Raw genomic sequence first — 18,655 nt, forward strand, 5'->3', positions numbered from 1 at the left:
TGTTTTTGTAGAAACATTTTTAATTAAAATCTAAAAAAATGCATTTTAAAACGAATATAATTTATTGTTTACTTTTTATAAGTACATTAATCTCATGCCAAAATAAAATGGAAAAATACAAATGGCTTCCTACGGAAAGTTCTCCTCTCTTATATCCTATGAATATTTATCAGGGTCATCTATTTCTTGAAGATGGCAGTAGTGTTTATATCCCTTGTTCCGGGAGTTCCCATACAGGTTGGGGGTACAGTGGTTCCACACATAGCCAGGGAAGTGATTTAAAAGCAGTTCCTGTTAAACTTGAGGTAACCTGGGCTTCTTTTAGTGAAAATAAATTTTATACCGGAAGTTGGGATTTACCTGTAGATAAAATAAAAGAACTTTTTAAAGAGGGAACAGTGAATTGGAGAACTAATGAAAAACAAAGTTATTCCTCTGTTGTTGTAGGACTAGCACCCGGGGGAGTGGTAGTAGTTTGGATGTATGGTAACGATCAGCAGGTAGAAATAGGACGATATCAGGCAAAAGAAACCTCTGTTTCTATGAAAGATTATGTTCCCGGAAATCCTACGGTTTCTCAAAAAGAATATTTTGATCAGTTTAGAAAATTAGATGATCCCGAACTGGAAAGAGAATATAAAGAAAAAGGAATTCAGTTTGGAATTTGGGATACCTATCGTAAAAAATACAACTGGAGAACCACAATAGAAATTCCTAATCACACTTTCAAAAATGTGACTTTGGAAATGTATAATGGTGAAGAAGAAACATTATTTAATGAGACCATTAACAAAAATCCTTTTAAGAAAAGAGCTATCCCACGTTTGCTATCTTATTTATTTGAAGACAAAAATGGTAAACAAACTGTTTTTGAAGTAAAATATTTAGATGAAGATGAGATATTTTCATTATTTAAAAAACTGGATGAAAATAAACCAATAGAAATTGTTCTCCAGATGAATGAAGATCTTACCAATAGAAGATTGGTTATAAAACAGGGAAATAATGAATTTCCTATACAGAAAATCGATGTCGACAATATCTGGGAGCTTAAAAAATATAAATCAAAATAATGTAAAACCGTAATTGGACGGCAATCTCTGATAACATGGAAAAATACTAGTCATAAGGTAAGAGGAGGATTTATTATGCAGAAATATAACATACATACCGTTCAGAAAGAAGAAACTTTAAAAAGTATAGCCGCGCTGTACGGATTGGATAAAGATGCATTAAAACACTTTCATAATAATCACTGTGCTGTTAAGGATATGATACTGATCAATCTTAACGGGCAGAAAGAACTTTTTGTTCCCAGAACGGCCGTTGCAGATAAAAACAGTTTAGTAAAATTCGGAAAAGGAAACCGCCTTACGCTTCAGCCGGAAAATGCACTACGAAAATACAGTGTAGTCATTACCATTGAAAAAGGAGAAGTTCGAAACGAATTAAAATACGAAACATCAGTCCGCTGGCTGAAAACAGAGAAAGGACAACTTTTTTTGAGATAGACAGAACATCCAATCTCTATCTTAATGAAGAAGAAGTCAATGAAATTGCAGACCTGCTGGCTTACAGAACATCCGCTGTTTTATTTCCCTTACAGATCAGCACAGATGAACATGGAAAATTTGAAGATGTAGAAAATGCTGAGGTATTTTCCACAAGATGGACGGCCGTAAAAGAAGAATTATATAAAGAATTTGAAGGCGAAACCGTAGACGAATACTGTGGAAAAATTGAAAAAGTAATCAACGAACCTGAAGCCATCAACCTTTATATCAAAAATGATTACTTCATCCGTGCTTTGTTCTTTGGGATATACCAGAGCTTCGGAAAAGAATATAAAACAGAGATAACGGCAACTTTTCCCGTAGTGGATAATGCCATTGAACCCAGATATAAATTGACACTGGAAATTGATCCGCTGAAAGAAGAAACAGGTTTAATTACCATAGAAGGATCAGGAACATTATATGAAGAAAGAGATACAGATGATTTTATAAGGAAATCACCCTTTTCATTAATTATAGAAGATAACCCTGTAATGAATGAAGAAGGGAATTTCAGAATCATAAGCTATCTGAAAAGAGAAACTTCACTTCCGGAATCTCTTTACCTGGAATGCAGTATCATGCTGCAGGAAGAGAAAAAGATTTCAGTATCAGTTTCAGGAATTGATGAAAAATAAAAAACCATTTCACTAAAGATAAAATTAATATGGCAGAAAAACATATTGTAGTACAGGGCGCCATGTGCAAATGCCAGTTCGGACAGGCTCCGGACAAGCTCAAAGTACTTACACACCAAAAAGAATATGCCAACGATAAAAGCGGTTCCAAAAAACTGATCGTCACCACGAAAGAAATAGGAGCAGCCACATTTGAAAAAAATACATTCGGAAACTGTACCAAAATGGGAGGTCCGCCGCCGCCCTGCAAAATTATGGTTACAGAATGGCAGAAGTTTTATGATAAAGTACAGCTTAGCAATGGCGGATATATCATTGTAGAAGACAGCAAAGCAGTGTGTGCGGTTGCCGGAACCCCATGTATTGAGATCATAGACCACGGGCAGAGAGCAGAAGCCAGCCAGCAGAATTTTAAAAATGCCGATAAAGATGTTCAGCAGCAGATCAATCCGTTGGTAGACTCCGAGGAAATGTATAACGAACAGCCTTCAGGAGGAGGGCAGGATGGTGCAATCTAAATGATAAGAAAATGGCAAAAGGCGTAAAAAAAATAAAAGTTGTAAGCGGATTGTACTATCCCAAAATGTCTGTATTAGGGCAGAGAATTACCATAAAACCTGATCAGTGGGTGCAGTTTGGCGTGGGCGAATGGCTGCCAGATACGACAGATGCAGACAAAAAGAAACCGCTGACCTGGATGAGGCAAAACAGCAGCAAAAAGATTATCATCAATCAGATAACCTCTGCTACCGGATATAAATTTTTAATTGGAAAACAGTACTGTGGAAGCTATCAGTTTTATATTGAAGCCAGTCTTTCAGGAGTAAGAGATACTAAAAGTAACACAGGAATATTTGTAAAAGGCTGGTGTGAGCCCAAAATTGTAAGCAGCAAGTGGTCCACACAAAAAAACAGCAAAAGCATTAAGAATAATAAAAAGATTCAATACATTTCCTACGGGCACATTGTACACCTGAACCTGATCACAGAAGGACTGAATGGAAATACAGTGAGTATTGAACTTTGGAATCAGCAGACAGCTAAAGCAGATAAACTGGTACATACCTACAATAATGTACAGGTAATAGACGGAGAAGTTAATCTGAAAATAGAAAACACTTTTGCCTGGATGGCCTATGTAGATAATATCCAGAATGTAGAAGAATTTTATGTTAAAGTAAAAGATACCGCATCAAAACAATACATTAAAGATAAATTAGGTGATGATCTTCACGCCATCTATCTTAATGTGAAAAATAAAGTTGTTACAACTAATACCAACGGAGCCCAGAACCAGACTCCGACCAAAGTATATAAACCGGACGTAAACTCCGTAAGGCTGGAACCTTGTAAGTTTGAAGTCATCAAGATCACTGAAAATGAAACAAAAGATGGAAAAGCCAGCAATACAATAGTCAAAGTCTTTGACAATGGCAACGGAGTCAAGCTGATAAAGTCTGCCGCTTTACAGGAGCACATTCAGAGAACGATCTTTTATAAATTCGATTCCACAGTCATAGATAAAGACGGTGTTGCAATCCTGAATAACGTACTCAAATTCCTTTTAGAACATAAAGATGCCACCATGAATCTCAGCGGCTATGCCTGTGTGATAGGAAAAGAAAATTATAACAAAGGACTTTCCCAGAAAAGGGCAGACGTCGTCAAAAAATTCTTTGCAGACGGAGGATTAGATCCAAGAAGAATCATCTCAGTAGGAAAAGGAGAAGTAGACCCTACCGATGATAAAATGGGAAGAGATAATATCAAATACAAAAATGAGAAAGACTACGAAAACAACCGTAGAGTAGATATCTCATTTGTATTCAATGCTCATGATGCCCAGACGATACACTATGAGGTAACAGCACCAAGCGTGTCTACAAAGAAAAATCTGATCATTGATGTCACAGGCTTTCAAACCAATGAATGCTTCAGAGACAGCAAAGGAAAACATAAAAAACAGATTCAGATGGTAGACGTAGGGCAGGCAATAGATAAAGGAGATACCGTAAAAACTTTTACCACACCTTCCTTTACTTATGGAGTATATTCAGATTTATCTCAATTCGCTGCCTATCCTATACAATATATCTGGCCTGCGGGGACAAACCCGAATCAGTTTCATTTGCATGTTCATACCTGCAGATATTATAGCAACGAGAAAAGAACCACTGTATTAATAAAAGCCTATCCGGATATCAACTGGACATTGAGCTTTACCTTGAATCTCACCAATGATCTCAGCGTAAAGTGGATGAATATGGATCCGCATGAACATAAAGAACTGCAGAAAAGAGCAGGTAAAATGGGAGCCGAAAAAAGATGGAAACAAAAAGATGCCTCATTAGCCTTCAGCTTAAAAGCAAAATGGAACAATGATCAGCAGGAAAAAGAGTTAAAATACGAATACGAAACCAAGTTTAAAAAAATATATGATACATTTGCTTCTATAGGAGCAATGTCAGACGGAGTTCTCAATCAGGCAAAAGGAAAAGTACGCTCCATTTCTCCTAAAGGAATTCCGGTTAGCTTTGCCGTGAAACCTCCTAATATGGAGTTGTCTGGTAACTGGCTTTTAAAACATCCCAAAGATAATAACGCCATTATCGGGACAGATGTAACGATTGGCTTAAAAGCAAGTCCGTTGATTGGTCTGGAAATGACAGTTGACCTTCTGGGAGCTTTGGTATTCGGGATTTCAGGAGCGGTAAGCGGAGGAACAGCTGCGCCGGGAGTCACAAGATTGTATCAGGAAATTCAGGGAAAACTGAAATCCGGGATAGATGTAGGAAACGATAATGTTGGCTTTAAGGCATCTGTAGATATCTTTATGGATCTTATTATTTCCAGTACAATAGAAGTGGAATCTGAATTTAAATTTAATACCGCAGGAAAACTGAAAGACTCTGACTTTAAAATCTCGAGTAAGAGTAAACTTAAACTGGAATTAAAAGTAGGCGTGAAAATTCAGGGAGAAGTTTCACTGGCTGTTATCAAAGCAGAGGCTTACTTTGAGGCTTCAGCTTCCGGAAGTGCTTCCATTACATTTGGACAGGGAATCAATTATGATGAGAAAGGTTTGTATTACCGTCCTGTTCTCGGATTTGATGGTCTTGATGCCCAATATGTAGTCACAATAAGTGTTGGCCTTGCTATTAAAATTGCAAAGAATAAACATAAAGTGCAGGAAAGCAGAAATGGAAAATATGAAATTGCCAAAGGAGACTTTAAAAATGTAATTCCTCCTTTTGATGTCATCAAAGAATTAGAATCTTATTTTGGAATAAGCGCAAATATTCCGTTGATTAAAAATGATTAATACTCATACAATGAAAAATCTTATCTTATTATTTAGCTTTTTGGCTATTGTGTCCTGCAACGGACAGACCGACCTGGAATCCTTTAAATTTGATGAAAAACTGCCGGATAACAGCTTGAAGGGAGAGAAGGATACAGAAGCCAATTACGGATTATTATCTTATAAACAGGCCAATATTAACAATTATAAGCTTGGGACAGCCACATTTTCCGAATATGCAGTGCCTAAAGGGTATGAATATTCCAACAATAATCTGGCATTATTCGTAAACTCTTATCAGAACAACCAATATCTGGGATTTGTACTGAACCTTGCTAAAGAAGACGAAGGAAAAAAGCTGATCGATTATCTTACTAAAACATATGGTACTCCGGAAAAAAGATCCACAGATAAAACAGGAGTTGCTTACTTCTGGGATGCATCAGCTAAAAATAAATGGCTGTTTTTAACCCAAACCCAGGAATTGACCCAAAGCAACACAAAATATACCAATACCAAACTGATCGTAGTAAAGAAAGGGACCAGAGTGGAGAATTCTTCAGATGCCGGCACTTTCTCCATCTTAGACAGTTTTACGTTAGCTTATCCTAAAAAATAAAAGATGAAACCTTATTACGAAATAGATTTTAGTGCGGTAATGTGTTCATTTCAGATCAAAATTAATGATGTGGAATTAATTTCATTGAGTATTGAGGGACAGACGAGATCAGATTTTCCCATCAATCATCTTATTCTGGAAGGAGGCAAACAAACAATTGAAGTGAAAGGACTGCCCATGGATGGACATCAGGAGCTACACGAAGATTCTTATATAAGATACAGGGTGAATCTCTATGATATGGCTTCCGGAGAATACGCTTTTGTAAAACAGTTTGATGAATATTTTACCAAAAAACCTGATAAAAACATACCTCTTATAGGACATGCAAGTACCTTTGAAGCAGATGTACCCTATAAACTGGAGGCATGGCAGAACGGAATCAACCTTAAAGACGTTAAGTTCGACGTTAAAGAAAAACTGATCAAAAAGTATAACGAAATTATAAAGCTGATCAATGGAGGCAACTACAGTTCGTTCATGACACAATATCAAAAAAGAGAAAATAATAATGCCTTAGCCATGTATCTTAGTAAAAGTCAGGCAGAAGGGAGAATACAGGGGATTATTTCGGATATGCAGAATGGATACAAAGCACAGAGCCTTCCGGATGATATTCTGGTAGAATATTCAGCATACGGAAAGCTGGCCGCACTAAAATGTACAGATATGATGTCTGCATTACGTCTGGAAAATCCGGAAAGTGAAGAGGAATTAGTTCTGCCCATAACATTTTATATCCCGGAAGGGAAAGATGAGTTTGAGATTATATAGCAATCTTTAAAAGAAAGAAACACTGGAAATAATATTCAGATATTATCACCAGTTTTTAGAAAAGAATAGATGGGAGTTAAAAAGGAAAAACCATACATCGTATATAGCATTTTAGGAATAATAGCTGCAGGCTTTATTTATTTTATTCTGTGGATTATTTTCAAAGAAAAAATGCCACTACATGAATATGCTTATGAAATTGCCAATAACTATGATAGCTACGCAGAGAAAGCGATTGTTTTTTTTCCTTTACTTTTTTTCGTTTTCATCTTTATCATAGTAATGAAGCCAAATGCTGCCAAACGTTTTTTACGTCTGCAGTCATCACTTCCCACCTCGAAGATCCATTCTGTAGCAAAAGGGCTCGCAGAAATTGAAGGAACATTAATGATGATGAACCCTTTATTTTCACCCGTAAATAATGAAGCCTGCATAGGATATTATTATACCATTGAGGATATTGATCGAGATTCAGACGGCAAAGAAAGCTACAGAACCATCCACCGGGAAACGAAATGCAATATCTTTCAGGTTAAAGACGATACAGGAACCATAGAAGTAGAGCCGGAGGGAATAGAGCTGGTTTTATTAGAAGAAACCAATATAAGCAGTCATAGTGGTAAAAGGTACAAAGAAACCCTTTTAAAAGAAGGTCAGAAGATGCTGCTGGTAGGCTATGTTGATTCCAGAAACGGAATACCTTTCATAAGAAAAGATGAACATTATAAAGTCCTCGGGATTACTTCCTCATCAGGAATCACGGTTTGGAATAAATACCAGCCGTTGCTGAGGTCATTTATGTTTACCTGTTCCATCATCCTTTTAATAATTATTTATATACTTACACAATAATGAATCAGACGGTCGCAATCATATTACTTATTCTGCTGGGAGTAGTTATCATCAGCTTTTTGATCAATCTTTATAACAAGCTGATCATGCTTAAATTTAATGTTGATAAAGCCTATGGAAATATTGATGTCGTGCTGAAACAGCGTGCAGATGAGATTCCTAACCTTGTCACCGTTGCCAAACACTTTATGAACTACGAAGAAAAGCTCCTTGCCCGCCTTACAGAGCTTAGAACTTTTTATAATAACAGTACGGATGCCGATAAAAGAACAGAGATTGCTAATGAAACCTCAAAAGCACTTTCTTCATTCTTTGCCGTTTCAGAAAATTATCCCGAACTGAAGTCTAATAATAATTTCCTTGAACTGCAGAAAAGAATTTCCGATCTGGAGAACAAAATAGCAGACAGAAGAGAATTTTTTAATGACAGCGTTAACCTGTATAACATAGGAATTCATGAATTTCCCAATGTGATACTGGCAAAAATGTTAGGCTATAAAGACAAAACGTTACTGGAAATTACAAACGCAGAAAAACAGTATGACGGGGTTCAGTTTTAATACCTTTTTCGGATTGGAAGGTCAAATAGCTGAATATCCGGAAGTAACCATTTTCGGAGCGATGTTTCTGCCGCTTTTGTTGTTTATTCCGATTGCAGTAATAGGATGGATTTTCAGAAAGCTTAAATTCAACATGTATATCATTCATGTATTGATGTATACTTTGCTTTTTACATTTATAATAGGAACTCTAACCATATTCATCCTTTTCTTTATTACTGATAAAAATGGAGTGAAATTGGCCTATTGCTGGCTTACGGTACTCGTGGGAATGTTTTTTTCAGCCTAATCAATGCCAATACCATTACCAAAATGTTTACCGATTGGTCTAAAATAATTAAAGAAAAAGAAAATCAGTAATTTTGAAAAAACATTGAACATGATGAAAAAAGCAAGAGTGCTGATATTGGTTTTTGTTGTATTGATCAATATCTGTTGTGGAAATAAATCATTTGATCTTTCATCAGTTTCCTTGGGTGATGATGCAAAAAAGTATGATTTTGAAAACAAAGATTTATTTCTGAAGGATGCAGCAAAACCGGAGATCATTCAATATTATGCTGATGAAAACAAAGGAATAACCTATGGAAATATACCATTAGATAATACGATGGGTACAAGGATTACAGTATACAAAGGAAAAGTAGGCGCTGTAGATACCAATGCTGCTGAAAAATATTCTTTGGATTTCGTAGAAAAAATAGTAAAAAGGAATGGAAACCCTACTGCTTCTATCACAGACAAAGCAACTGTAGATACCCAACTGGTAAAACCGATTTTTGAAAAGCTTAAAAAACTTTCTCCGGAAAAAGTTTCATGGAATCAGAATGAGAAAAATTCCTTTACATATCCTACCTCTTTCTTTTGGGATGACGGGAAAAATTACTCTATACTAAGTATCTCCATTGAAGGTGATGGGAAAATAAGAAATAAATACATTTCTGTAACCAAAGATGCCTACCGTAACAACGCAGTTTTTGGATTGAAATATCCCACGCCTCCTGCTTCTCCTTGGTACAAGTATATGAAGTAAATAAAGGGAGTTAAATTAGAAAAAAACGAATAAAAAACATTTCCAGATACTTGAATCCATGTTTTTCTGTTCTATTATTAATAACTTGATGCTAACACTAACATTATGAAAAGACTAAAATATATACTGCCAATAATCTGTTTTACTGTTGTTTCATGTGGTGATCAGAAAAATAAAGATACTGAATTGATGCTTGAAACAAAGGGGAGTACACAGACAGAACCCTTTAATCTTGCCAAAATTGCTGTAGGACAAAATATCAATGAAATTTTAAAATCTGCCGGAGCCACAGCAAAAGAAGCTGTACGCACCAATGATGTTACCTTGATTGGAAATGAAAAACTGGCTTTTTCATCCAAAGAATTATTACACTTCAACGGAATAGATCTAGAAGGGAAAAATGATAAAAATACCAATAAAGTAATTCTACACTTCGGAAAAGTAGACGAGGAAATAGGCCCTCTTGCCAACGAAAAAGAAGACCAATTGGGAATGTATCAGCTTGATATTTATACACAGGAAGAAAAAACAGCACTCCTGGATAACCTGAACAAAACATTACAGAAACCTAGCTTTGATACCATCCGTGAAGGATTTGAATCAGAAGTGAAAGACAATGAGATCATTCAGACTCATAACAAGCTCAGACAGGAGGTAGCGATCTGGAGAGATAAAGATATGCTCTATTACTATTGCGAAACCAAAATAGATAACAGACCAGACGAATACCGCTGCAACCTCTTTGTATTCAAAAATAAAGAATGGAAAGACCTTTTAAAAGGATCAGGATATCCCGATTTGGATAAAATTCATTGAATTAAAATAAAAACAAACAAAAAAAATAAAACATTCGCTTAATCCAATCAGCTTGCTGATTCCTCTTTGCTCCCTAAAATAACACGTTAAAAAAATAAAGCATTTGCATCAAAAAAATCCACTCAATCTGCAAGAGTTTCAAAAACAAAAATGCCAGCCTAAAAAGACCGGCATTTTTTTATATCAAATGACTATTCGAATTATTTCACTATAAACTGCATCGTCACCTGATCCAGTTTTAAAATATACACTCCCTGACCAAGATTTCTTGTTTTAATAGAATTCCCATTTCGGAAAGGCTGATCTATCGTCTGAAGAGTTTTCCCCTGAAGATTATAAATTTCAGCCTTCTTTACCTTTTGAAGATCTCCTTTTACGAAGATCTCCTGATTCGTAATAGGATTTGGAGAAATTTTAAAGCTATTTGAAGCTGTTTCTGCAGCTGTACTTGGAGCCATTCTTGCTGAAGAACCGGAATAGCAGGTCCATGTAAGGTCATCAATAGCCACTCTGTTACTGGTTGAATTATTTACAAGACTTACCGTTACATTTCCGGAAATATTGATATTATTGATGGTTGTAGTTGTTGCTGAAGCACTGTAAGGAATTGTTCCTACAGTTGTTCCATTTACTTTTACATCAAAAGTATCATTAGAACCTGTAAATTTAAGCTGTGTAGTTACCGTTAAAGATCCGATACCATTAGCAGAACTGCTTGAAGTTAATGAACCGTTTCGTACTGTAATTGCTTTATTATTTAAAGTCTGATCAGTTCTTGCATCCGTTGCCGTCCATGATATACTACCGTTGCTCCATGTTCTGCTTGCATAAGAAGCGCTGGAAGCCGGAATGGTTTCAAAACTTTCATTCACACAGTTGGTAGTCGGAGTAGTTGTTCCTGCATTGGTTGTCCCGGAAACAGTAGAACTATTTGACGAAGAATTTCCTGCTGCATCCTTTGAAACAACATAAAAGCTGTAAGTAGTGGAAGGAGCTAATCCTGAAATGGTTGCTGAAATTGAACTAACTGTAGTTTTCAGACTTCCGTTCATATAAACATTGTAAGCCGTAACCCCTACATTATCCGTAGAAGCGTTCCATGCAAGAGAAATACTGCTGGAAGTTTTTCCTGAAATATTCAGACCTGTTGCTGTAGTAGGTGCCTGAGTATCGCTTGCCGGCTGTTGAGAACCCCAGATTTGATTCGCATAATTAGGATTGTCAATAAACGGATTTCTGTTACCCTGATAAGTATAAGAAGCATTATTTCTCTTAATCTCAGCCTGAGAAACCGGATCCTGATTGTGCCATGCCAGCAGAACATTCAACTCCCATGTCTGCAATCCCGGGAAAGTAGAATTTCCCAGCATATTCCCTGATGAAAAAGAAGAAAGCTTGCTTTGATAGCGAGTTACAAAATAGAAAATCATACGGGCAACATCTCCTTTAAACTCATCAATCGGCTCAAAAACCGTCCCCGAATACCCAGAAGAAGCAGATGTTCCAAGCTTTGATCCGTTCATTGAAGTGAAAGAAGCACTTCCAACCTTTCCGTAAGGATAATTACTTCTCATTCCGTTTACTTTTCCGTCCGTAGCTCTGATAAAATGAATATCCGCAACCATTGGAGAAGCCTCACTGAAAAGACTTTGAGGAACAACGTGCTCTCTGTTATAGCAATTTCCTTCCGTAGAATAGGTGCCGCACTGGTTCGTTCCCGGAGTATATTTGTAAGGATCAGTACCATTCGGCTTTTCAGAATACATATCAAGAATAGAACCGTCATTTTCGTAGTCCTTATCAATATCAGTAGTTTTATAGGCGGTCCACAATCCGCTGTAGCCTTTATCCTGATGTCCGCTGGTGATAATGCTGCTTAATGCAGTTTTCAGTGCCGCACCACTCAGCCCATTGGCAGAATTGTAGTATCCTGCAGGAGCCTGAGCGTGGGCAAGTCCCGCAAATACAGAAAATAAGATGATTTTTTTCATATCAATACAAGTTTCAACAAGAATACCACATTTTTGTGAATAAAAAATTACGGAATCGTTAATTTTGAAATGTATTGCATGTAAGAAGCTTTAGGTGGTGAATTTAGGGTTGTGGGGATGAGGTTTCGGTTCCGGGTTACAGGGTTTGAGATCTGGGTTTAGAGTTTTTGCGTTTTGGTTTTGAATCTCAATATTTTCTATATTCAATATGACTGGGCTATCCATCAAAATCAAAAAAACTGATCTGTGCAAATCTTTGCTGTCTGCGGTTAAAATAAATTCAATAGGGGTGGGCTATAATCCAGAGCGTAGACGAAGGAAGCCCACTTTATAAATTATAAATCCATTCATCCGGCTTTAGCCAAAACCTAATTTCTCAATTAAAAAAACTCAAAAATAAAGATCTGTGAAAATCTGCGTAATCCGTGGGAAAAATAAAAGCAGCCATACAAGTTCTTGCTATTCTCAGGAAAGAAACATAAAAAAAGCCAGTACAAAAGTACCGGCTTATATAATGGATGACTTACATCTTATTTTCTTTGTGGCGGATAATTCTTCATAATCTCAGCCATAATTTCAGGAATCTGTCTCTGTTTCGCTTTTGGAGAATCTACAGAAATTCCGCTTCCGATACCCTGCCAAACCAATTTGTTGGTTTTTGCATCAATTAAATCTACAATCAGAGCACCTTCGTTATAATTCGTTGTCCACGTTCTGTTCATACCAACACCCCATCCGAATGGTCCGCCCCATCCCCACATTCCGTAAGGAGAAGAAGAATTGATATCGGTAACCTTTTTATGGTTAGCTTTTACGTTGATAATCAGATCCGGATTTTCTCCAGACTGAAGTCCTTTGCTCTGAAGTTGTCTGGACAGTTCATTCAGTACTCTGTCTTTATCAATATCATTCAGTTTTAAATCATCAATTCTTATTTTATAAGTTTTGAAAGAATTGAAATTGGCTGTTTCAGCATAATCTGAACGTACCTGAAACGGGCTACAAGAAGTTAAACCTAAAGTAGCAGATGCCAACAAAATAAAAATATATTTTTTCATTTTATTTATTTTTTTTATCACTTTTAATGAATGTATCAGTCTTTTTATCGTACCCGTAAGGACAGTGTCTGCAGCCGCTTTTACAGCAATAACCTCTTTTTAGATGGAATTTTTCTGTAAAAACCTTGTACCCCTGTTCATTATAGTAGAAGTCTTCACCTTCTTTGATGTCATAATGGGCCATAAGTTAAATGCTAGTCAAAAAACTTTTTATATTTGTTAGTATGATAATTGTATGCCAAAAGCCCTTAAAAAAATTAAAAATTAATGGCATTGCTCTTTTTCCCTTTATCTTCATTAGGAAACCCGAAGATAAGGAAAATAATGTATTGATCAATCACGAAAAAATTCATTTGCGCCAACAGCTGGAAATGCTCATTATTTTCTTCTATATTTTCTATGTTATTGAATATTATTACTGGTTTTTTAAACTCAAAGACAGTTATCTGGCTTATAGAAGAATCTCATTTGAAAGGGAAGCTTACGCAAATGAAAGGAATTTGAATTATCTCAAAAAAAGAAAATTCTGGAATTTCAGGAAATATCTTTGAAATTATAAATAATGAGTGATGAGTTGCGTGTTTTCAGGATTCGAGGTTTGGATTTGGGTTTGGGATTTCGGTTAACGATTACAATATTGAATAGGAGCGGGCTATAATCCATAGCATAACCTGACAGGTTACGAACGTCAGTTCACGAAGGAAGCCCGGTTTATAAAAAACAGGTTTTATCTGGCTTTAGCCTAAACTTAAAAGCCTAAAAATTTAAAAATCATCTGTGTAAATCTGCGTTATCTGTGGGAAAAAAGAAAACCCTTACAACACTAAATCTTTTGTTACTTTTGCAAAGAATAAACCCTGATTCGTAAAACTGAAATGCTATTAAAACTTCCCACAGAACCTGTTTCCATCCAGAAAATTCCAATTCATAAAAAAGTAAGACTTTTCATTAAAAGGGAAGATCAGATTCACCCGTTAATTTCAGGGAATAAATACTGGAAACTCTTTTATAATGTCAATCACTATCTGGAAAAAAATCCTGATAATCCTTATATCATCACTTTTGGTGGCGCTTTTTCCAATCACATTGCCGCAGTTTCAGCTGTAGGCAGTCTGGCAGGTATTCCAACACTGGGAATCATCAGAGGAGAAGAGCTTGCGAATAAATGGCTGGATAATCCAACCCTACTTTTTGCGAAAAGAAACGGGATGAACCTGAAATTTGTCACCCGTGAAGAATACCGCCACAAAGAAAAACTCACAGAATTCCTTCAACAGGAGTTCCCGGCAGCATTGGTGGTTCCTGAAGGAGGTACCAATGAAGAGGCAGTAGAAGGGGTGAAAATGATGCTCAATGAACAAACAAAAGATTTTGACTATCTTTGCACCGCAGTCGGAACCGGAGGAACCATTGCAGGGATTTCAAAATTTTGTAAAGAGAATCAGAAAGTTATAGGATTTAAGGCCGTTAACGATGCTTCACTGGAGAATAAAATTTTTGAATTAACTTTGAGACAGAATTTTAATCTAATAGATTCATGTTTTGGAGGTTATGGTAAAATAAGTGATGGAAACATCCGTTTTATCAATGATTTCAAAGAGAGATACAGTATTCCTTTGGAACCGATTTATACAGGGAAAATGATGGAGAAGGTTTTTGAATTGATAGATGAAGATTATTTTCCTGAAAACAGTAAGATTTTATGCTTTCACACTGGCGGATTACAGGGAGTGGAGGGAGCTAATTTACTGTTAGAAAAACAGAATAGAAATTTAATTATATAAGTAAAATTGAAAAACATGAAACACCTGGTGTTCCATCTTTCATTTTAAAACAATAAAAATTATAAGATGAAAAGACTTTTCCTATCCATAAGCCTTTTAGTTTTATCAAAATTTTCTGCCCAGACTTGGGCAACTGAAGATCAGTATATTCAGAAATTTGCTAAATATGCCGTAGAAGAAATGGAAAAATATAAAATTCCGGCTTCTATTACCCTTGCCCAGGGATTATTAGAAACCGGGGGCGGGCAAAGCAGATTGGCACAGGAAGGTAAAAACCACTTTGGTATAAAATGTAAAGAAGACTGGACCGGTAGAACAATGAAGCATACCGATGATGCACCCAATGAGTGTTTCCGTGTGTATGACGATCCAAGACAGTCTTATGAAGACCATTCTATATTTTTATCCACAAGAAAATATTACGCAAACCTTTTCAAATTGGATATGAAAGATTACAAAGCATGGGCTTACGGATTAAAAAAAGCAGGTTATGCTACCAATCCACGCTATGCTTCTATTCTGATCACCAAAATTGAAAAGTATAAATTATACGAATACGACAATACCAATTCAAACGAAGTATTGTATGCTGTTCTTAAGATGTACCCGGATCTGAAAGACGACAGAACTTTCATGGCACAACTGGAGCCTTCAAAAGCCACCAGAAAAGTTAAAGAACCGGTTACGGTAGAAGTTCCTTACAAACAGACTTCTTATGCACAACAGCAAAAAAGAGTAGAGAGAATCAAAACGAAAGCTGAAATTCTGAATTCTATTCTTATCAAAAGCCACCCTAACGACGGGCTGAAATATATCGTCATTCCTGAAGATACCGATGTGAAATTCATTGCCAATAAATTCAAAGTAAGCGAGAGCAGACTGATGAAATGGAATGAACTGGAAAATGAAACGTTGAAGAAAAATGACATCGTTTTCCTTGAATCAAAAAATTCTACAGGAAATACAGCTACCTATAAAGCGTTGTCTGGAGAAGATATGCATGATATTGCACAGAAATTCGGAATCAAATTAAATAAATTATATGCTAAAAACAGAATGGATGAAGGACAGCAGCCTTCTGCAGGACAGCTGATTTATTTAATAGACAAAAAACCACGAAACTAATAACGATTCCAAAGCCATGAGAATATTAAATGTGAAATCTAAATATCTGTCGATATTTCTGATATTCATGTCGTGTACAATATTTTCACAGGATCAAAATTATATTCCTTACAGAAAAGGAAAGTTGTGGGGATTGTGTGATGTTAATAAATTTATAGCTGTACAGCCGCAATATAGTAGTATAAGCAGCTATGATGAATCCATAGGAGGATTTCATGCAGAACAAAATGGAAGATTTGGAATTGTAGATCGAAATGCTGTTATCATCATGCCATTTATTTCCAATACACCTATATCTGTAGAAAGAGATAAATATCTGGTTTTTGATGGATGGGATTATTATTACTATTCCATCAAGACCAAAATGCGTCTTGACAAATATATTAAGCAAGAAAGTTATCCTGTAAGAGACAGTGGCTGGGAAAATTATAGTCCGCTTAACAGAAATAACGCAAAATTGACATTAAGCAGGCAAAATCTTGATGATGACGATCTGGATATGCTGGAGCCATATGATAATGATGATTATCAATGGAATTACAAAGCTGATTTTCTGGAGATCATGGACGGAAATACCTATGTCGGGATGTATGTCCCTAAACTGAAGAAAATATTTCTCAATACACAGGATATAGCATACGTAGGATGGAAGTTTTATAAAGATAAACCTTATATTTTGACAACCAACGTTTCAGGTTTTTTGGGGTTAGCAGATGAAAACTTGCGGGAGGTTTATCCTATACGATATGAAACAATCAATCTGATAGATGACAGCCATTTAGTTGTTCTTTCAGAACCTGATTCGAATAACAGAAATAATGTGATTTTTAAGACGATTCTTCCCAATAATAAGGTTTTATACGGAAAATTTGAGCCAGCTATGATAGTTTTGAAAAATGGCAATCCTTTTCAGATATATTACATGATAAGTAATGGGCAGAAAAATTATGCAGGAGAAGATGGAACCCTTTACTTTGAGGGGTAAATAATAAAATAAAAGAAAAATGAAGTATCAAAGAAGTTCGGCTTTATTTGATGAAGCCTACAAATACATTCCGGGAGGCGTAAACTCTCCGGTAAGAGCATTCAAATCCGTAGGAGGAGTGCCCGTTTTCATGAAATCGGCAAAAGGAGCTTACCTTACCGATGCAGATGATAATACTTACATCGATTATATCAACTCTTGGGGGCCTGCTATTTTAGGACATACTCATCCTGAAGTATTGGAAGAACTGAAAATACAGGCAGAGAAAGGATTCTCTTTCGGAGCCCCTACAGAACTGGAAACAGAAATTGCAAAATTCATCATAGAAAATGTCCCGAATATTGACCAGATCAGAATGGTTTCTTCAGGAACAGAAGCATGTATGAGCGCCATTAGACTGGCAAGAGGATATACAGGAAGAGATAAGATTGTAAAATTTGAAGGCTGCTATCATGGGCATTCGGATTCATTCCTGATCAAAGCGGGAAGTGGTGCTGCAACATTCGGAAATCCCAATTCACCAGGTGTAACTGCCGGAACAGCAAAAGATACTTTGTTAGCCCGTTATAACGATTTTGAACAGGTTGAGGATTTATTCCGTCACAACCAGGGAGAAATTGCAGCCGTAATTATAGAGCCTGTAGCAGGAAATATGGGGTGCGTACTGCCTGAAAATGATTTCTTGCAAAAGCTGAGAAAAATTTGTAATGAAAATGGAGCTTTATTAATTTTTGATGAAGTAATGACCGGTTTCAGATTGGCGTTCGGAGGTGCTCAGGAGCTTTTCAATGTGAAAGCAGACTTAGTGACTTATGGAAAAGTAATCGGAGGAGGTCTTCCGGTAGGAGCTTTCGCAGGAAGAAATGAAATTATGGACCATCTGGCACCAAAAGGCGGTGTTTACCAGGCTGGAACATTAAGTGGAAATCCTTTAGCGATGAGAGCCGGATTAAAAACACTTCAGCTTATTAAAAATGATCCTGAATTTTTCAGCAGATTAGAGAAGACAACAGAAACATTAGATTTTGAAATCGGAAAAATTCTGAACGAAAAAGGAATCGCTCACAGAATCAACAGAAAAGGTTCTATGATGTCCGTATTTTTCCATATCAAAAGTGTTTCCAACTTTGATGAAGCACAGGAAGCAAATCATTCATTGTTTAATAATTTCTTCCATCAAATGTTGCAGAACGGAGTATATCTTCCACCAAGTGGCTATGAAACATACTTCATCAGTGATGCCATCAAAGATAAAGAGATTGATAGAACACTGGAAGCTGTAAGAAAATTTGAATATTCAAATAAATAGTAATAAATGAAACCGGATTTTTAAATCCGGTTTTTTTATGCAAAAGAAATTGATTCCAATAGTTGAGATTACAAAATGTTCCACGCAATGTTTGTTGTCACTCCGTAGGAGTCTCGGCAACGTAAAAGCATCATCATCCAGATTCATACGGAATGATAAACTATGTGTATTATTTTTATACAAGTCGTAATTGCTAGTCTTAGTTTTATACAAAAAGTAAAGGTTGTCCCTTTGCCTTTGTCACTCCATAGGAGTCT

20 protein-coding genes are annotated in these 18,655 nt (G+C 36.2%); 17 read left to right on the forward strand and 3 right to left on the reverse strand.

The features are described from left to right. The first annotated feature begins 107 nt into the window (after positions 1-107). The 12 genes from BOQ62_RS10090 to BOQ62_RS10145 all read left to right on the forward strand — a co-directional run bounded on the left by BOQ62_RS10090 (position 108) and on the right by BOQ62_RS10145 (position 10,146). On the forward strand, positions 108-1,073 hold the full coding sequence (locus BOQ62_RS10090; protein ID WP_228413924.1) for a DUF2931 family protein: 966 nt from the start codon (positions 108-110) through the stop codon (positions 1,071-1,073). Between the two features lie 75 nt (positions 1,074-1,148). Next, positions 1,149-1,511, forward strand: coding sequence for a LysM peptidoglycan-binding domain-containing protein (locus BOQ62_RS10095; protein WP_129039155.1), 363 nt, complete (start codon positions 1,149-1,151; stop codon positions 1,509-1,511). A gap of 296 nt (positions 1,512-1,807) precedes the next feature. Next, positions 1,808-2,191 carry a hypothetical protein gene (locus tag BOQ62_RS10100; RefSeq protein WP_129039157.1) on the forward strand — a complete coding sequence of 128 codons (384 nt, stop codon included), beginning with the start codon at positions 1,808-1,810 and terminating at the stop codon, positions 2,189-2,191. Between the two features lie 29 nt (positions 2,192-2,220). After that, positions 2,221-2,709: a DUF4280 domain-containing protein gene (locus BOQ62_RS10105; RefSeq protein ID WP_129039159.1), complete on the forward strand. Its 489-nt coding sequence runs from the start codon at positions 2,221-2,223 to the stop codon at positions 2,707-2,709. 11 nt (positions 2,710-2,720) lie between these two features. Further along, entirely contained in the window at positions 2,721-5,513 is a 2,793-nt protein-coding gene (locus BOQ62_RS10110; RefSeq protein WP_129039160.1) for an OmpA family protein, read from the forward strand. Positions 5,514-5,523: 10 nt separating this feature from the next. After that, positions 5,524-6,111 carry a hypothetical protein gene (locus tag BOQ62_RS10115; RefSeq protein WP_129039162.1) on the forward strand — a complete coding sequence of 196 codons (588 nt, stop codon included), beginning with the start codon at positions 5,524-5,526 and terminating at the stop codon, positions 6,109-6,111. Between the two features lie 3 nt (positions 6,112-6,114). Then, positions 6,115-6,885: a hypothetical protein gene (locus BOQ62_RS10120; protein ID WP_129039164.1), complete on the forward strand. Its 771-nt coding sequence runs from the start codon at positions 6,115-6,117 to the stop codon at positions 6,883-6,885. 69 nt (positions 6,886-6,954) lie between these two features. Continuing rightward, complete coding sequence (locus tag BOQ62_RS10125; RefSeq protein ID WP_129039166.1) at positions 6,955-7,737, forward strand: hypothetical protein; 783 nt, start codon at positions 6,955-6,957, stop codon at positions 7,735-7,737. Next, positions 7,737-8,297 (forward strand): LemA family protein, encoded by a 561-nt coding sequence (locus BOQ62_RS10130; RefSeq protein WP_129039168.1) that lies wholly within the window; start codon positions 7,737-7,739, stop codon positions 8,295-8,297. Before BOQ62_RS10125 ends, BOQ62_RS10130 begins: the two co-directional genes overlap by 1 nt. Beyond that, positions 8,278-8,586, forward strand: coding sequence for a hypothetical protein (locus BOQ62_RS10135; RefSeq protein ID WP_129039170.1), 309 nt, complete (start codon positions 8,278-8,280; stop codon positions 8,584-8,586). The genes BOQ62_RS10130 and BOQ62_RS10135 overlap by 20 nt, the downstream gene beginning before the upstream one ends. A gap of 90 nt (positions 8,587-8,676) precedes the next feature. Beyond that, a complete protein-coding gene (locus BOQ62_RS10140) occupies positions 8,677-9,330 on the forward strand; it encodes a hypothetical protein (protein ID WP_129039172.1) in 654 nt (217 codons plus the stop codon). A gap of 105 nt (positions 9,331-9,435) precedes the next feature. Continuing rightward, positions 9,436-10,146, forward strand: coding sequence for a hypothetical protein (locus tag BOQ62_RS10145; RefSeq protein WP_129039174.1), 711 nt, complete (start codon positions 9,436-9,438; stop codon positions 10,144-10,146). A gap of 200 nt (positions 10,147-10,346) precedes the next feature. On the opposite strand, the gene BOQ62_RS10150 is transcribed toward BOQ62_RS10145, so the two are convergent. The 3 genes from BOQ62_RS10150 to BOQ62_RS10160 all read right to left on the reverse strand — a co-directional run bounded on the left by BOQ62_RS10150 (position 10,347) and on the right by BOQ62_RS10160 (position 13,379). Beyond that, a complete protein-coding gene (locus tag BOQ62_RS10150) occupies positions 10,347-12,137 on the reverse strand; it encodes an endonuclease (RefSeq protein ID WP_129039176.1) in 1,791 nt (596 codons plus the stop codon). Positions 12,138-12,667: 530 nt separating this feature from the next. Next, positions 12,668-13,195 (reverse strand): DUF4136 domain-containing protein, encoded by a 528-nt coding sequence (locus BOQ62_RS10155; RefSeq protein ID WP_089690099.1) that lies wholly within the window; start codon positions 13,193-13,195, stop codon positions 12,668-12,670. 1 nt (position 13,196) lies between these two features. Beyond that, positions 13,197-13,379 (reverse strand): DUF5522 domain-containing protein, encoded by a 183-nt coding sequence (locus tag BOQ62_RS10160; RefSeq protein WP_047434227.1) that lies wholly within the window; start codon positions 13,377-13,379, stop codon positions 13,197-13,199. A gap of 40 nt (positions 13,380-13,419) precedes the next feature. Here BOQ62_RS10160 and BOQ62_RS23135 point away from each other — a divergent pair, with 40 nt between their 5' ends. From BOQ62_RS23135 to hemL, 5 genes are all read left to right on the forward strand, one after another. Continuing rightward, positions 13,420-13,746: a hypothetical protein gene (locus tag BOQ62_RS23135; protein ID WP_129039178.1), complete on the forward strand. Its 327-nt coding sequence runs from the start codon at positions 13,420-13,422 to the stop codon at positions 13,744-13,746. Positions 13,747-14,070: 324 nt separating this feature from the next. Continuing rightward, entirely contained in the window at positions 14,071-14,979 is a 909-nt protein-coding gene (locus tag BOQ62_RS10170) for a 1-aminocyclopropane-1-carboxylate deaminase/D-cysteine desulfhydrase (protein WP_129039180.1), read from the forward strand. A 66-nt stretch (positions 14,980-15,045) separates the two neighbouring features. Continuing rightward, a complete protein-coding gene (locus tag BOQ62_RS10175) occupies positions 15,046-16,104 on the forward strand; it encodes a glucosaminidase domain-containing protein (protein ID WP_129039182.1) in 1,059 nt (352 codons plus the stop codon). Positions 16,105-16,120: 16 nt separating this feature from the next. After that, complete coding sequence (locus BOQ62_RS10180; protein WP_129039184.1) at positions 16,121-17,089, forward strand: hypothetical protein; 969 nt, start codon at positions 16,121-16,123, stop codon at positions 17,087-17,089. A gap of 19 nt (positions 17,090-17,108) precedes the next feature. Next, a complete protein-coding gene (hemL, locus tag BOQ62_RS10185; protein WP_129039186.1) occupies positions 17,109-18,398 on the forward strand; it encodes a glutamate-1-semialdehyde 2,1-aminomutase in 1,290 nt (429 codons plus the stop codon). Positions 18,399-18,655 lie beyond the last annotated feature (257 nt).

This window comes from Chryseobacterium sp. CH21 (assembly GCF_004119445.1).
In the GTDB taxonomy this organism is placed as follows: domain Bacteria; phylum Bacteroidota; class Bacteroidia; order Flavobacteriales; family Weeksellaceae; genus Chryseobacterium.